Annotated in this window: 11 protein-coding genes; 2 read left to right on the top strand and 9 right to left on the bottom strand. The window is 54.3% G+C overall.

From position 1 onward, the window contains the following. Window positions 1-2: 2 nt before the first annotated feature. From H5P30_RS21385 to H5P30_RS21350, 8 genes are all read right to left on the bottom strand, one after another. Window positions 3-848: a DUF58 domain-containing protein gene (locus tag H5P30_RS21385; RefSeq protein WP_185694955.1), complete on the bottom strand. Its 846-nt coding sequence runs from the start codon at window positions 846-848 to the stop codon at window positions 3-5. Between the two features lie 146 nt (window positions 849-994). Then, a complete protein-coding gene (locus tag H5P30_RS21380) occupies window positions 995-2,026 on the bottom strand; it encodes an AAA family ATPase (RefSeq protein ID WP_185694954.1) in 1,032 nt (343 codons plus the stop codon). A 72-nt stretch (window positions 2,027-2,098) separates the two neighbouring features. Beyond that, on the bottom strand, window positions 2,099-4,675 hold the full coding sequence (locus H5P30_RS21375) for a DUF3857 domain-containing protein (protein WP_185694953.1): 2,577 nt from the start codon (window positions 4,673-4,675) through the stop codon (window positions 2,099-2,101). A gap of 305 nt (window positions 4,676-4,980) precedes the next feature. Beyond that, window positions 4,981-5,631: a SanA/YdcF family protein gene (locus H5P30_RS21370; protein ID WP_221774434.1), complete on the bottom strand. Its 651-nt coding sequence runs from the start codon at window positions 5,629-5,631 to the stop codon at window positions 4,981-4,983. Window positions 5,632-6,196: 565 nt separating this feature from the next. Beyond that, window positions 6,197-6,652 (bottom strand): GNAT family N-acetyltransferase, encoded by a 456-nt coding sequence (locus tag H5P30_RS21365; RefSeq protein ID WP_185694951.1) that lies wholly within the window; start codon window positions 6,650-6,652, stop codon window positions 6,197-6,199. Between the two features lie 372 nt (window positions 6,653-7,024). Beyond that, entirely contained in the window at window positions 7,025-7,261 is a 237-nt protein-coding gene (locus H5P30_RS21360; RefSeq protein ID WP_185694950.1) for a hypothetical protein, read from the bottom strand. A 375-nt stretch (window positions 7,262-7,636) separates the two neighbouring features. Beyond that, window positions 7,637-9,169: an MFS transporter gene (locus H5P30_RS21355; protein WP_185694949.1), complete on the bottom strand. Its 1,533-nt coding sequence runs from the start codon at window positions 9,167-9,169 to the stop codon at window positions 7,637-7,639. Further along, window positions 9,166-10,068, bottom strand: a complete 903-nt coding sequence (locus H5P30_RS21350) for an ATP-binding cassette domain-containing protein (RefSeq protein ID WP_185694948.1) — start codon at window positions 10,066-10,068, stop codon at window positions 9,166-9,168. The genes H5P30_RS21355 and H5P30_RS21350 overlap by 4 nt, the downstream gene beginning before the upstream one ends. Window positions 10,069-10,259: 191 nt before the next feature. On the opposite strand from H5P30_RS21350, the gene H5P30_RS21345 reads away from it, so the two are divergent. Both H5P30_RS21345 and H5P30_RS21340 read left to right on the top strand, forming a co-directional pair. Next, entirely contained in the window at window positions 10,260-12,488 is a 2,229-nt protein-coding gene (locus H5P30_RS21345) for an NADP-dependent isocitrate dehydrogenase (RefSeq protein WP_185694947.1), read from the top strand. 796 nt (window positions 12,489-13,284) lie between these two features. Then, entirely contained in the window at window positions 13,285-13,872 is a 588-nt protein-coding gene (locus tag H5P30_RS21340; RefSeq protein WP_185694946.1) for an exopolysaccharide biosynthesis protein, read from the top strand. 392 nt (window positions 13,873-14,264) lie between these two features. On the opposite strand, the gene H5P30_RS21335 is transcribed toward H5P30_RS21340, so the two are convergent. Then, window positions 14,265-15,386: a Gfo/Idh/MocA family protein gene (locus H5P30_RS21335; RefSeq protein ID WP_185694945.1), complete on the bottom strand. Its 1,122-nt coding sequence runs from the start codon at window positions 15,384-15,386 to the stop codon at window positions 14,265-14,267. Between the last annotated feature and the right edge of the window lies 1 nt (window position 15,387).

The following is a 15,387-nucleotide window of genomic DNA, read 5'->3' as shown; positions in this document are numbered from 1 at the left end:
GGCTATAGGCGACGGGCCAGGTAAAGCGAGAGCGCCTCCATTGGCGACTGGTCGGTGCGTAGTGTAATCAGCTCGAAGCCGGCGTCGACGAATTCGCGACGCAGTTCCCCTTGAAAGGCCCGAAAATGCTGGAGATAGCTTTCGCGAATTTCTTCCGGGGAAAGTGCGATCATCTGCCCCTGCTCCAGATCCATAAACTGACCGGGTTCCTCCAAATCGAATTCGATCTCGGCGGGGTCGAGTACTTGGAGGCCGATCACGTCATGACCATCAAAGCGGAGGCGGTTTAGAACTCGGAGGAGATGTTCGGGCTCTTCGTAAAAGTCACTGGCGATGACGACTAGGGACCGCTGTTTCAGTAGCTCGCTGAGTCGCCCGAGATTGCGGGCAAATGCAGAATCAGGGCTGGCCTCGATGGCGTCGAGTCTCTGGCAGGTTTCATAGAATCGACTGGGTCGGGCCGAGGCCGGTAGGTAATGATCAATGTCATCCGATATAATCGCGAGTCCGCTAGCATCTCCCTGGCGTTTAATGAGTAAGGAGAGTGCGGCTAGGCAGGTGCGCGCATAGTCGAGTTTGGTCATGAGAGGCTCGCGACTCTGGTAGGCCAGAGAGGCGCTGCAATCGAGCACCAGGCAAGCATTCAGCTGTGTTTCATCTTCGTAGACCTTTATGGACAAGCGGTTGGTGCGGCCGTAGAGACGCCAGTCTATGGCGCGAAATTCGTCGCCGGTCTGGTAGGCGCGATATTCGGAAAAATCAACGCTGTGTCCGGTGAGAGGGCTGCGATGTTTGCCACTGATAAAACCTTCGACCAGATACCGGGCGCGCAGGGCAAGGGTTGGCAATTGCCCGAGTAATCCAATGTCGATGGGGTTGACTTTGGGCAGTCGGGATCGTTGTGGCGCGTGCTTGGACGTTTTGCCGGGCGAGTGCCGAAGGACTTCGCTCGACCGCGGCTCGGCAGGGGATCTCGACTGAAATACCGACTCCATCAATTGATATGGCGGATGAGGTCTGCGATCAAGTCGTTCACCTTTCGGCCCTCGGCTTCAGCATGGAAGTTGGTCAATAGGCGGTGGCGCAAAACGAGAGGAGCCGCCTCGATAATGTCTTCCTTGGCGACATTGAATCGGCCATCGAGCATGGCGATAACTTTTCCAGCCAATGCGAGGTTTTGCGAAGCTCGCGGGCCAGCACCCCATTGTAAGTAGCGGCGAATGAAGTCGGGCGAGTCCGGATGATCCGGGCGCGTGGCTTGCACGAGGTGGACTACGTAGTCAGCTACCGAACGCGGAACCGGAATTTGGCGCACTGCGTGTTGGAGAGCGAGGATGCGATCAGCATCGAGCAGCTTGCTGAGGGTGGCGTTCCGATCCACCGTGGTCGAGAGGAGGATCTCGACTTCCTCTTCATGGGAGGGATAATCGATCGTGAGGTTGAACATGAAGCGATCGAGTTGGGCTTCCGGTAGAGTGTAAGTGCCTTCTTGTTCAACAGGGTTTTGGGTGGCGAGAACGAAGAACGGGGCCTGAAGCTGATGAGTGTGTCCAGCTACGGTGATATGTTTTTCCTGCATCGCCTCAAGGAGCGCAGCCTGAGTTTTGGGGGGCGTGCGGTTGATCTCGTCGGCCAACAGAAGTTGGATAAACAGGGGACCCTTGGCGAAACGGAAGTAGCGCTTGCCATCGTCTCCCTCTTCGAGAATTTCGGAGCCCGTAATGTCACCCGGCATGAGGTCGGGCGTAAATTGAATGCGCTGAAAGTCGAGGTCGAGGATATCGGCCAAGCTTTGCACGAGAAGAGTTTTCGCGAGGCCCGGGACACCAATCATGAGGCAGTGCCCGCGTGCCATCAGAGCAATAAAAAGATGCCGGATCGCATCGCGCTGACCGATGATACGCTTGCCGAGTTCGTTGCAGATTTGATGGTAAAGCTCGGGTGCGTTTCGCAGTAACTCTATGTCGCGTTCATTGAGGGAGGCGTCCGTTTCGGATGCAGGTTCGGATAATTGCGATTGTGACATGGATAATAGTAGTGATGCCTGCTTCAGGCTGACTTGTGTGAATATAGTTTTTCTGAGAGCACGGTTCTATATTCAGATGAGTGCGAAATCATAATTGAGCTGCTGCCACCATTCCCTGAAAGCCTTCCGAACCGCTGGATACGCTTCCGAAGGAATGACGGGTTCGCGGATTTCAATGACGGCGGAGCGAAGGATCTCGTCCTGATTTGAGCGGCTCCAAATGATGCGGCAATCAATATAGTCGGAACCTACTGTATTTCGAAAATCGTCCGGCAGGGACTCTGCCGGGGGCGCAGGCATCGTGATCACTTGCGTATACTGAGTGGGTGCTTCACCAAGCTGGAGCGGGCGGTCGCGGACAGGAGAGAGAAAAGCGTCCCGCCAAGGAATACTGGGCTGGGGAAGAGTTCCGTCGGCGAGGGAGACTTGGGCACGAATGATCGCCGGATCGGTATGGTCTTCTTCGAGGATGGAGACGGTCTGAATCTCAAATTGGCTGGAAGGATTTAAAGCCTTGATCCACGCCCGTAGAATGTAATTTCGCTGTTGGGGAGATTTTCCGCTGATCTGACGCTGGAGAGCGTTGTCGAGGACGCGGTTGTAGATCGCCGACCAACGGCCTTCGTCTGGGGTCAATGTCCAAGTTTCCAGCTTCTTTATACGGGAGTCCGGTTGAGCGAGACGGAATCTTCCCTCGCCGGATTGATCGATGATCAGCGCTTGGCGGCCAGCATTGCCCGGGGCGAGTTCTCCGTAAGAGGTCGTTCTTTCAGTAGCGTCGAGCCAGAGCCCGCCGGGGTGCTTCTCGGTCGGCTCAACGTAGGCAATCGCATGATTGAACTGCCAGCCCGGGAATTCAGGTTCCGTGAATGAAAAGCGATTGATCAGGGCGATTTGTGCCGGGATGTCCATCTCTCGAAGGAGAGCCGTGAGCAAGTTGGCCTTATCTTTGCAGTCGCCGTATCCCTGCGCCAGCACTTGGCCGGGAGTGCGTGGCCGAAAGGCCTGAACGCCGATTTCAATGGCGGTGTAACGCATTGCGGACACATATTCGTAGGCGGCCCGTATGCGGTCTTCTTGGTCGGGTTGATCCGCGGCGATGGATTCGGCAAGCGCAACCACCTCAGGGCTCGCCTCAAAGGCTCCTTCCGAGATGCGGGAGAACCAGTCTGTAAACTGCTCCCAGGAGGGGATGGAAGAGACGCCCAGCCATCCGGCCCACTCCCTCGGGTCAGGATCGTAGGGGAGCGGTTCGTAGGCGGGTAGAGGGTTCATTTGCCAAGTGTATTTCCTGCTTTGCTCGTCTTCGATTTTCGTCGGTGCGGTGTCGAGATTGGCCAGGTGAAAGTGGAATGCTTCGTCCGCGGGTAGGTTGAGGGTGATTTCGCTGGATAGGATGGGGAGACCGAGTTGGAGGGGAATCTCGGTGTAATAGGCGGGGATATCCTGTCGAGCCCTTGAATCCGTTACGAATTCGACTTCAACCAGAGAGCCTGGTTCCACTCCGGGAAAATAGAGCTGGTTGATCGAGGATTGGTTGGAATTATCGTCGGTTTCGGGGAATCTCCCCATCACACGCGAACGGCCATCTGGCAGAATTAACCGAGCTGACTCGATGCGAGACATCTGCACCGGTGGATTCATTGGTAATTGGTAGTTCGCCCACTGATCAAAGGAGTCCTCATTGGCGAGGTAGACCCGTAAGCGCTCACGCCGGGTCGCTTGATAGCTCGGTGTGACGGTAAGCTCGATTTCTCGACGCAATATCAGGCCGGAAAAATGGGCAGGGTTGGGAGCCTTTTTCGCCTCGGCGATCAACGCTCGTGTTTCTTCACTCGCCGGCAGTTCGGTAAACCGCTCCTCCTTATTGGATTTCGGGATTTCGATTTCCGAGGCCAATAATTCGGAAAACGCTTCTATGGCCGGAGTCGTCTGCCCGGCTTCGGCCTGCAAATCTGAAACGCCGAAGGGTGGCTGCAAGAACTCTCCCGACTGCGGATCGTAAAGACGGCTTTCTTCGGTGCGGGCGAGACGATGGCTCTCATAATAGTCCTGAGTGCGTTCGGCCGCGCGAGCCGTCAACAAGGGGATATCCGCCTGCGGCGAATCCTCCAATGCTTCGACTAGATAGGCAGTGAAACGAGGTAAATTGCGTTCCGCGGCGCTGGAGGTCGCTGTGATTCCCCACGCGGGAAGAGCCTCGAAATGGGGCAAAAAGCCACCACTTCGATCAAAACCGAGCAGGACGACAGGGCGCAGACTAGGATATTTAAGGAGTGCCTCTCGTAGATCAGTGGCTTTCAAGCGTGGGCCCCGAACTTGAAATAGTGGTTCATTGTCGCGGCCCAATCCGCCATGCCCCAGTAAAACGAGCCAAAATTCGTCGCCGGGCACCGTGTGGCTGAGCTGTTCATCCAGTGCATCCAGAATACTCTGCCTCGTCACCCCGGTGATGAGCACGCGTATCTGATCTTCGGGAATACCGCGTTCTTTGAGAGCTTCCGCCGTGCGTCCGGCCAATTCTTTATGCTGTTCAGCGATTCGATTGTCACCGGAAAGCCCCACGACGATCAGCGCCCCGGAATTCGAATAAGCCAGTGGTGGTAAACTGATCAAAGCGAGAAGGACTACGCGAATAATAGTTACCATGGGAGAGGATCGAATCAGAGCTCGTTCAGCTAAATTAGGCTAGGAAGGGAGGGTGCAGGATGAATTTGAGTCGATCTTGCTCCCATTTTAGAAAGCCAGTTCGCTCGTTGGCAAGTTAGAACTTGGGGCAGCTGAGAATCAAGATCGAACGGAAAAGGGAGCAACACATTCCGGTCTAAAATAGCGGATTTTTCTCGATCGAGGTCGTATGGATTCTTCAGGTCTACCCTCAAGAGTACTCTCTTGCTCGGACGGGAGGTGCTTCCATGGGAAGTGGAGGGGGGTGCTGCGTATGGGCCGACTGGTCATGTATTCTGGATTTCGATTCTCTCGCCTAAAAACCGGGGTTCTCTGCCGAAAACCCAAATATCTAGAACTGTTTTTACTCTGGCCAACTTCTCTCTGATCTTCGTCTTGATCGAATGCCTCATCACGACTTCCTTCGCGTTGATCCCATGGATCGTCAGTCCTTTGCTACGACCGATGAACACGGCTCTGCGATTGTGGAACTCCTGAGAGACGACAACAAACTCGTCTTGTCCAAAAATCTCTTTCGCTCTGACAACCGAGTCGAGTGTGCTGAATCCCGCATAGTCGCAGAAAATACGCTCCTGGGGCACTCCGAGCTCAACGAGCGCCTCTTTCATCGCGGTTGACTCGTCGTAGTCGACACTGTGATTGTCACCACTGACTATCAATGTATGGATTTTGCCGGATCTGTAGAGTTCATGGGCCATCTCGATCCTGTATCTGAAGAACAAGTTCTCTCTGCCATCGCTCAAAACCGGAGAGCAACCTAGGACCAATGCAGTATCGCAGTTCGGCAAATCCGTTACTTCGCTATGAACGTAACCGTCACTTCGGCCGGAAACAATCGCCTCGGCTGCCAGAATGGCGATCAAGCTCAAAACTGTCGCGGTTAGAACAGCGATCTTTGCCAATGTCTTTTTGTTCATTTTCGACATGACGTCGCCAGGCAGCAATTTCCAGAACGTGAAGCTTGTCGGGGATTGGCTGCACTGGCCTTGTTCGAATCTATTTTCTGATGAATAAAATCAACATCCGAATGATCGATGATGTCCGACGGGAAGGTCAAAAAAGTCCCATTAACGTGATGTAACTCATACCATCCGTCTTTCTTCTTCACGAGGGAATCGATCCCATCTGAAAAAATCCACAGATCAGGTTCGGTTTTGCCAAAACCGATACCTCTCTCCTCTATAGCTAGACACATTTTCTCATGGGGGAAGAGTATGTATCTAACCAGAGAATACAAAAATCCGTATGATAACAATAGAGAGACAATCAATGGAAATATGGCCCACCAAGATCCCATGGTGAGGACAAAGACCCATACTGCGGCGAGAGATAATCCGACCAAACCGAGAGGGAGGCGACAGAGGACAGAGCCGACTCTCTGGGAGCGTGGTCTCTCAAAATGATATGTCGTTCTCTCCTGGGTCATCTCTATTTCGAACGTCGAGGGGAGTTCAGACCTTAGCCGTTATCTCCATCGGCGAGCTATGTGTTTATCTTTCTTGTCATCTGGATTGAAGATTTAAACCCCAATTTTTCGTAGAGGTCGCCACTTAATCGAGATGCGTCTAGATTTACTGTCGAAATGTTTGATGCTTCAAACCATCCCCAGAGCATTTCGATCATAGATCTCGCGACTCCTTTTCTTCTGAAGTTGGGAAGGACGTAGACGTCCATTAGGTAGCCATAGTTCGGTTGTTTGAAGGAAGCCTGAAGGAACTCATCTTTCCGTATCAATCCTCCTGCGCATCCAATGATTGAGTTGTCGCTTTCGGACACAACATGAATGCATACTTTGTTTTCATATTCACTTGTGTAGAAATTTATAGTTTTTGAGAGGAAATTATCGGTTAGCTGCCCGGTGGTGCCTATTTCATCAAACATTCGAAAGCGAAGGTCTGCGATTGATGGTAAATCTTGAACTGTAGCAAAGCGGTTCATTTCTTCTTACGTTACATCAAGAGGCGGCATGGGGGGTGACGGAGGCGCGAATGGAGTTGTCCACAATCGACTTGTTCGTGGTAGTTGGCTTCGGTGCTCATGAAACTTTCTAAAATAGAAGGAAGAGGAAGATCCAGCATAGCTGGAGACCGCTTATTTTCGCTGATCTACGCTTATATATTTCTCTCTTTCTGTTCCGTCGGAGCGGATAAGCGCACATAAGCGGCGAAAATCTACAGTGAAGGAGTTTCTCTTTTTCGAAGCTTCCTGAACGTGGAGACCAGACAACGAGCCCACAAGGCTCAGGAGTCCGATTGATTTTTAGGGTGTGCGGGCGAGTTATCGGGTTGTCCTGCTCCGACTGGTTTATCCTTACTTTCGTTCAAATTCATAAGCCTCCATTCTGTGCATTCTCTTTTGGGCTATAACTGCGCCAGTAGCTGATGTAACTGTCACAACAATTCCTAGGGTCGAAATCATTTCCATCATCGTTTCTTCGATGTGGATAGAATTCAAAGAGCCTATTTCGCCCAGCATCGTCCATACAATCAGAAATGCGACCGGAGAAATAGCGAAGCAGATGCAAAGATTTCTAATCTTCTTAATCATTCCATTTTTGATGAACTAGTGATTATGGGATTTTGACATATTATCTTGGGAAATTAGCAGATCAATGAATTTTGTTCGGAAATTGGATCGGCGATAATTACATATCGTCTTTTCTGTTGGGTATATGTAGACTTACAATTGATGTCAGAGTCCCCGTTGTAGTCGTGGTAAGGACTTGGATGGGCTACCATTGTGGGCGACACGGTGTCCGGGGCGTCGGCCGGAGTCACTGCGGACTGTCAGACCTTCCTGCTCGGCGGAGAGGATTACATTCACGGGAAACTTGGCGTCAGGAGAATCCCGACGCCGAGTTTCGAAGTTTTGGCCGCCTGAATTTTTCCTGAGGGCTAACGGGTTTAGGCTTGGAGATTTGGGTCAATTCGGAGGAAGGGAAAGATCGTCGCCCTGAAAGCTCTGGCTTGTCCTTTTGAGAAGAACTCGCTTGTAGATGACCAATTCGCACTCGTTTGCATTTACGCCTGTCGGCAAGTCTACTTCGATACGGGTTTCGTAGGAATCGGACAGGGAAGAACTGATGCCGTTCATGGTGAAGGGAACCGGCTCGGGCTGGTCTGGCATGGCCAGGGCGAAAGAATAGATCCCGCGAAGGCCTTCCGAGTACGCACTGAACTCTTTCGGCTCGAAAATGGGGGAGGGCAGGTAGGCGGAGATCTGGACCTCTAGATGGTTGGCATTCTCGTCGAAGGACGAGATCAGGAGGCGGTTGCCGTTGTTCGCGAAACCTTGGTCGGGACGCACTGAGATCCTCCCGACTTCCTGTGCCGAGAAGTAGCTGATTTCGACCGAGAGATAGGCTTGTAAACCGGAAACGGGAAAGGTGTCGAGGCGCTCTCGGTTGATCGAAAAGGCTTCGATGAGAAACTGATTTGAGGGTGCCAATGGCTGGCCACTGATCTTTTGAGAGGTCCTTGTCCTCGGCTGCTGATCACCATAGAAGAGATTGCGGTTCTCCTCCGTCCTCAGTTCTAAGTTACGCGTCTGGATCCACGCGTTTTCGGGGAGGCCGGAGGTATTCGATTCGAGAACGAAGGCATATCGTTCCGAAGTTGCGTCATTGGAATGCTGCGTGCCGATCTTTTGGATCCCAATGATCTTAGCCTGAAATGTCTCGGTGCCGGTTCCAGCAACTTGCTGAGGGCGGTCCTGAGGGTCGTTTGAGGGGGTGAGCACCAATGCACCGATTCCCCCAACTGCCAGAAATACCCAGGCGGTTTTTCTTCGCCGGGATTTGTAGTAGAATGCGAGGATTGCGATTCCGGCCACAAACCAGAACGAGGTCTGGAAAAGCGCAACGGTATGCGTCGGGGTGTCAGACGGAAGTTGTGGCAGGGCCTGGAAAAAATCTTCAATGATCGAGTCGTCGGGGATGATGGCTCCGGCCAGGAAGCCCACAATCATCAGCCCGATGTAGAAGAGGACCAGAAAGGCCAGGAGCCAGGGCAGAGACTTGGTCTGGGCTCCCAGAAAGACGAGGCTGATCCATGAAACGAAGAGGGTGAAGAAACCGGCGAGGACAAATGGAACTCTGGATGCCCCTTGGTTGAGGAGGAGGACCAGCGCATCCGAGCTCGTAAAGATCCCGAGTATGATGGCGACAAAGAATAGCTTCGCCGCGAGGATCTGCAAACGGGGCATCGGTCGCCCGAGCCAGTAGGCGTCCGGATCGACGAGGTTTTCTTTTTGCGTGACCAACGCGAAGAGAAAGAAGGGAAGCAGGGCTTGGCCAAAACCGGAAAATGTTCCTAGAGCCTCGTTGAGGTCGCTCTCAACCAGACCGGCAGTAGTCCCGTGGAGGTAGACGTTCACGGCCCCGAGGACGAGTGCGAAGATCCAACCCCAGCGGTAGAGCCGAAGGTCTTTGCGGAGAATATTTAGAGAGGCGCTCATGACAGGGGGAGGGAATGCGCGGTGAGGATTTGACGGAGATTCATCGGCTCGAAGCGGATCTGCACTCCTGAAATTGCGTCGATTTTCTGGGCGAAGTCGTCATTGTAGGTGGCAACGAAGTGCTCCGTGGATTCGCCGGCCAAATTGGGCATCGGAGCGATCTGCTTCGCGATTTCCGGAGGAAGGTCGCCGAGCTTGCCTTTTTCGATGGAGGCGAATCGGTGTCTTTGGAGGTAGCCCGCCATCGGTTCATTCACCTTAAGCTGCCCTCGATTGAGGAGGGATATGCGGGAGGCGGCCACTTCGACCTCTTCCACATCGTGGGTCGTAATCACGATGGTCAGGCCATGATCCTGAGAAAGTTTTTGCAGGAGATTGCCGAGTTGGGCGCGGGTTTCGACATCCAGACCGCTGAAGGGCTCATCCATGAGGACGACCTTGGGGCGGGCTGGCAGAACACTGGCCACCGCCACCTTCATCCGTTGGCCACGGGAGAGATGCTTGATCTTCTGCTGGAGAGGGAGACCAAAGCCGGCGAGAAGCCGCTCCTCCATTTCCGTATCCCATTCTTGGTAGAAGGAGGCGCAGTAACGGATGAATGCCGAGACGGTCATCCAGGTCGGTAATTTTTGGCCCTCGGCGATGTATCCCACCTCGTCGAAGTCCTGGCCGTCGAGGGCGCGAGAGGATTTTCCGAGGAGAAGGGCCTGGCCACTCGTGGCGCGATAAATGTTGAGCAGCAGTCGGAAGGTCGTCGATTTCCCCGAACCGTTTGCCCCGAGGAGGGCCACGACTTCTCTGGGGAATATATCAAGGTCGACATGATCGACTGCGGTGACCGTGCGGAATCGCTTGGTCAATTGACGCAGGGATAGGGAAGGGGGCGAGGTCGTTTCCACAGTGGAGAAGAAGGGTGGAAGTCTTGCTCCGATACAACGATTTTCCGAAGAATTGAAGAAATTGGGCGGAGAATCCTCCGTTTTCCGGGGTATCATCTCTTCTGAAATCATGGCTGTGTTACGATAAAATCTGCTGATAGAGTAGAAAAGCCCTTCCAAACTCATCGATTTACGCCTAGGAAGAGAACCGTATGTCCGATCAGCCTACCATTATCTACACGAAGACCGACGAAGCGCCGGCCTTGGCGACGTATTCCCTCCTCCCGATTATTCAGGCATTTGTGAAGCCCTGCGGGATCAAGTTGGAAACGCGTGACATTTCTCTCGCCGGGCGAATTATCGCCCTTTTTCCGGACTATTTGCCGGATAATTTGAAGATCGGCGATCACTTGGCCGAATTGGGAGCTTGGACTCAGGACCCGGCGGCCAACATCGTGAAGCTCCCGAACATCAGTGCCTCGGTGCCGCAACTGCGGGTCGCGATCGAGGAGCTGCAGAAAAAGGGATACCCGCTGCCGGATTACCCGGTCGATCCCCAGAACGACAAGGAGAAGGAAATTCGCGTCCGCTACGACAAGGTCAAGGGGAGTGCGGTGAATCCGGTCTTGCGCGAAGGGAATTCGGACCGCCGCGCACCAAAAGCCGTCAAAGAATACGCCCGCAAGTATCCTCATTCCATGGGAGAATGGTCGGAGGATTCGAAGACGACCGTCGCGACCATGGGCCAGGGTGATTTCTTCGCGAACGAGAAGTCGTTCACGACCGACGGCCCGGTCACGGTCAAAATGGAGTTTGTCGGAGACGATGGTTCCACTCAGGTTCTCAAGGAAGCGACTCCGCTGAAGGCAGGGGAAATCCTCGACGGCACCTGCATGAGCAAGGCGGCTCTAGTCGAGTTCCTCGAGGAGCAGATTGCCAAGGCGAAGGAAGACGACGTCTTGTTCTCGCTCCATCTCAAGGCGACGATGATGAAGGTCTCGGATCCGCTCATCTTCGGCCACGCAGTCCAGGTTTATTTCCGCGACCTCATCGAGAAGCACGCCGACACGTTGGCCGAGCTCGATGTCGATTTTAACAACGGGTTTGGCGACCTGGTTGCCAAGATCCAAAAGCTTCCGGAAGACAAGAAGGCTGAGATCGAAGCCGATATCCAAGCGGCCTACGAGAACGGTCCGGATCTGGCCCAAGTTAACTCGCACAAGGGGATCACCAACCTCCACGTTCCGAGTGACGTCATTGTCGATGCCTCGATGCCGGCCATGATCCGCGTCGGTGGGAAAATGTGGAATGCCAAAGATGAGACTCAGGACACCCTTGCGGTAATTCCCGATAGCTCCTACGCCGGCATTTACCAGGCCGTGGTCGACTTCTGCAAAAAGAACGGTGCCTTCGACCCCAAGACCATGGGGACCGTCCCAAACGTCGGGCTCATGGCTCAGAAGGCGGAGGAATACGGTTCGCACGACAAGACCTTTGAAGCGCCCGGCAAGGGATCGATCCGCGTCGTTGACGAAGCGGGTGTGGTCCTCTTCGAGCACCAAGTGGAAGAAGGTGACATCTGGCGCGCCTGCCAGACCAAGGACGACCCGATTCGCGATTGGGTGAAGCTGGCGGTCACGCGTGCACGCGACAGCGAAACGCCGGCCATCTTCTGGCTCGACGAAACCCGCGCTCACGACGCGCAGATTCTCCTCAAGGTCAAAGAATACTTGAAGGATCACGACACGGAAGGTCTCGACATTCGCATCCTTCCTCCGTTCGAAGCCTGCACGGTTTCTCTCGCACGGGCCTTCAAGGGCGAGGACACGATTTCGGTGACCGGAAACGTTCTCCGCGATTACCTGACCGACCTTTTCCCGATTTTGGAACTCGGCACGAGCGCCAAGATGCTCTCCATCGTTCCTCTGATGAAAGGGGGAGGCCTTTTCGAGACCGGTGCTGGAGGTTCCGCTCCCAAGCACGTCCAACAGTTTGTGAAGGAGAACTACCTCCGCTGGGATTCTCTCGGGGAATTCCTTGCGTTGGCCGTCTCTCTTGAGCATCTGGCCAAGGTATTCGACAAGCCAAAGGCCAAGATTCTTGGCAAGACCCTCGATGCGGCTACAGGCTCCTTCCTGGAGAACGACAAGTCTCCGACGCGCCGCATTGGCGGAATCGATAACCGTGGGAGCCACTTCTACCTCGCCCTCTATTGGGCCCAGGAGTTGGCGGAGCAGAACGAAGATTCGGAGCTGAAGGCCATTTTCGCACCGATCGCCGAGAAGCTCAGTGCTGAGGAATCGAAGATCGTCGAAGAACTCATTGCCGCCCAGGGCAAGCCTGCCGACATCGGGGGCTACTACCACTTCGATGAGAAGAAGGTAAGTGAAGCCATGCGCCCCAGCGCAACCCTGAATCAGATTCTCGCCAGCATCGGTTGATCGAATTTAAAGAGATCCGAGGAAATGCCTCGGAGAACCAAAAGGGGGACAGTGAATGTCCCTCTTTTTTTGTCTGGGTGCCGACCGTTTTCCCGAATCTGCGGGATGCACGGTCCAATTTTGGATGTATCTTCGGAGTTGCGGTGGGAAACCCACCGCAACGTGAAAGTAGCGTGAGCTTCCAGCTCTCGCACGTAGGAGCGGCATCTGGTAAGCAAAGCTGAATTCAGGGAAGGTCTTTATTTCCGTACTGTTTTCCCGCAGGCGAGGAAAAACGGACTCTGGCTCTTCTACGCCTCACTGACGCAACCGTTTCCTGAAGCAGCACGGTCCGATTTTGGATGTGTCTTCGGAGTTGCGGCGGGAAACCCGCCGCAACATGAAAGTAGCGTGAGCTTCCAGCTCTCGCCCGTAGGAGCGGCATCTGCAGACCAAGGCTTGAACCCGGGATGTTTAGAGTTCCGTCGTGCAGCCCGCAGGCGAGGAAAAACGGACTCTGCCTCACCAACGCCTTACTGACGCAACCGTTTTCCCGCACCTGCGGGATACACGGTACGATTTTGATGTGTCTTCGGAGTTGCGGTCGGAAACCCGCCGCATCGTGAAAGTAGCGTGAGCTTCCAGCTCTCGCACGTAGGAGCGGCTCCAGTTCGTCCTCCCGGTTTGCCCTCGGGCCCAACCATCTTGGTGCGGTGGTTTCGTGCCTCGATTTCGCAAGTTCGAGTGCCTACGACTTTCGGAGTAGGGGGGCTCGGTTGATCTTCAAGACGGGAAGCTTTTCTGTGAGGGTAATATTATGGACTCTCAATCTAAAACCGACATCCAAGACATCCTTCAACGCCTCCGTGAAAAAGGGGAAGAGAAGGAGGAAATGTCGGTCCGGGATATGATTGAAACGACGGGTTCTCGTTCCTTTGGGCCGCTATTACTCTTGGCGGGATTGATTGCGATTTCTCCTCTCAGCGGGATTCCGGGAGTTCCTTCGACGGTTGCTTTGATCGTGATTGTCTCAGCGGGACAGATGCTCGTGGGGCGAGATCACTTTTGGCTGCCGGACTGGATTCTACGAAAGAAAATCGCCGGGAATAAAATTCGGAAAGGGATGGAGATGCTCATGCGCCCCGCTGGATTTGTGGACCGATTCATGCGTCCCCGGATGCGGGTTCTCACCCGAGGAGTGGGAGCCGGATTTGTAGCGGTGTTTTGTATTCTCGTCGCGGCGACGATGCCGCCTTTGGAACCACTCCCTTTCCTCGCCTCAACTGCTGGGATTGTCCTGACGCTGATGGGGATGTCCCTGACCACGCAAGATGGTTTGGTGGCCCTCATCGGCATCATTGCCGCGCCACTGATTGGGTTTGGCGTTTATTCTTTGCTGAGCTAGTAGAGCGTCAGTGAAACTCTGCGAAGGTATCGAGTTCGGTCCCGTGCATCTCGCTGGCGAGGGGAAACCGATCTTGCCTCAACTCCGCCTCACTGGCGCAACCGTTTTCCCGCGCCTGCGGGGTACACGGTACGAGTTTAGATGTGCCTTCGGGGGTTCAAAGGGAGACCCGCCGAAACGTGAAAGTAGCGTGAGCTTCCAGCTCTCGCCCGTTAGAGCGGCATCTCGATACCTTCTCCCGCCGAAGCCCATCGCACGCCTGCATTCGACGAGCTCACGCTGGAAAAGACATACGAGAAAGAAGGAGGTTCCCGATCGACTTTAGTCGTTCGGCCGAATTGGCTTCGAATCTCGATCGGCGGAGGACTGCGATACCCCGGGGGAGATATTCCCTACGACTCGTCCAGCAGTCCCTCGACCAATCCCTCCGGGAGGGCCTTCGGCCTCTCGGGACGACTGCTGATGGTGACGGCTTGCTGCGAGTCCGATGATTTCTCAAAGGCGTGCATGACTTCCAGAACGTGGGTGGCGACATCACCGTTGGCGCGGTAGGGTCGATCGGTGCGGATCGCGTAGGCCATGTCAGCGGCTCCGATGCTTCGCATATTACTGTCGTAGCCAAAGGTGAGTTCGACGTCCTTCCACTCTTTCTCCTCGTAATCCAGAAGGTATTGCTGAACCGGTCCTCCAAAGGTGTTTGGATCTGGGACCTTAAGGGAACCTTTCGTCCCATAGAGTTCGATTGGAGAATGACCGTGCTTGGGTACATCGAAGGAGAAAACGGCGGTGATGACCGCGCCGGAAACAAACTCAAGGATGGCTGAGCAGTGGGTTGAAACTTCGACTGGAAGTTCTTCGCCATTGTGTTCTTTACAGGTGGCAATGCGAGTCTCGAAGGCCTTTGAGGTATGAGCCTGAACACTGGCCACGGGGCCGATCAGGTTAATGAGAGCCGTCAGGTAGTAGGGCGCCATGTCCAGAACAGGGCCTCCTCCCTTCAAATAGTAGAATCCGGGGTTGGGATGCCAGGACTCAGGGCCACGGCCCATCATGAAGGCGGTTCCGCTAACGATACGACCGAGGGCGCCGGAATCGATAATTTGGCGACAGGTCTGGATGCCTCCTCCGAGGAAGGTGTCGGGCGCGGAGCCGACGAGAAGGTCTTTTTCCTTAGCCAAGGCCAGCAGCTCTTGTGCGTCTTCCAGATCGACGGTGATTGGCTTTTCGCAATAACTGTGTTTGCCGGCTTCGAGGATCTTTCGCGAGACTTCTGCGTGAGCTGCGGGGATCGTCAGGTTGATGACGAGCTCGATTTCGGGATGGGCAAGAAGTTCGTCTACGCTCATCGCCTCGCAGCCATTAGCTTTCGCCTGAGCTTGAGAAACGGCGGGATTAAGGTCTGCGCAGCCGACGACTTTGAGGATCTCAAAGGTTTTGGCGCCGTCGAAGTAGGCTTGTGAAATTTTTCCGCACCCGATGATGCCGAGTCCGACTGGTTTGAGGGATGTTGTCATG

The organism is Puniceicoccus vermicola (assembly GCF_014230055.1).
Lineage (GTDB): Bacteria > Verrucomicrobiota > Verrucomicrobiia > Opitutales > Puniceicoccaceae > Puniceicoccus > Puniceicoccus vermicola.
Note: the sequence above shows the minus strand (reverse complement) of the source record. Positions and strands in the feature narration are given on the sequence as shown.

Bases quoted from the DNA above. Each gene is read 5' to 3' on its own strand.
- H5P30_RS21345 (WP_185694947.1), top strand. From the start codon at position 10,260: ATGTCCGATCAGCCTACCATTATCTACACGAAGACCGACGAAGCGCCG.
- H5P30_RS21375 (WP_185694953.1), bottom strand. From the start codon at position 4,675: ATGGTAACTATTATTCGCGTAGTCCTTCTCGCTTTGATCAGTTTACCA.
- H5P30_RS21335 (WP_185694945.1), bottom strand. From the start codon at position 15,386: ATGACAACATCCCTCAAACCAGTCGGACTCGGCATCATCGGGTGCGGA.
- H5P30_RS21370 (WP_221774434.1), bottom strand. From the start codon at position 5,631: ATGAACAAAAAGACATTGGCAAAGATCGCTGTTCTAACCGCGACAGTT.
- H5P30_RS21380 (WP_185694954.1), bottom strand. From the start codon at position 2,026: ATGTCACAATCGCAATTATCCGAACCTGCATCCGAAACGGACGCCTCC.
- H5P30_RS21360 (WP_185694950.1), bottom strand. From the start codon at position 7,261: ATGATTAAGAAGATTAGAAATCTTTGCATCTGCTTCGCTATTTCTCCG.
- H5P30_RS21365 (WP_185694951.1), bottom strand. From the start codon at position 6,652: ATGAACCGCTTTGCTACAGTTCAAGATTTACCATCAATCGCAGACCTT.
- H5P30_RS21355 (WP_185694949.1), bottom strand. From the start codon at position 9,169: ATGAGCGCCTCTCTAAATATTCTCCGCAAAGACCTTCGGCTCTACCGC.
- H5P30_RS21340 (WP_185694946.1), top strand. From the start codon at position 13,285: ATGGACTCTCAATCTAAAACCGACATCCAAGACATCCTTCAACGCCTC.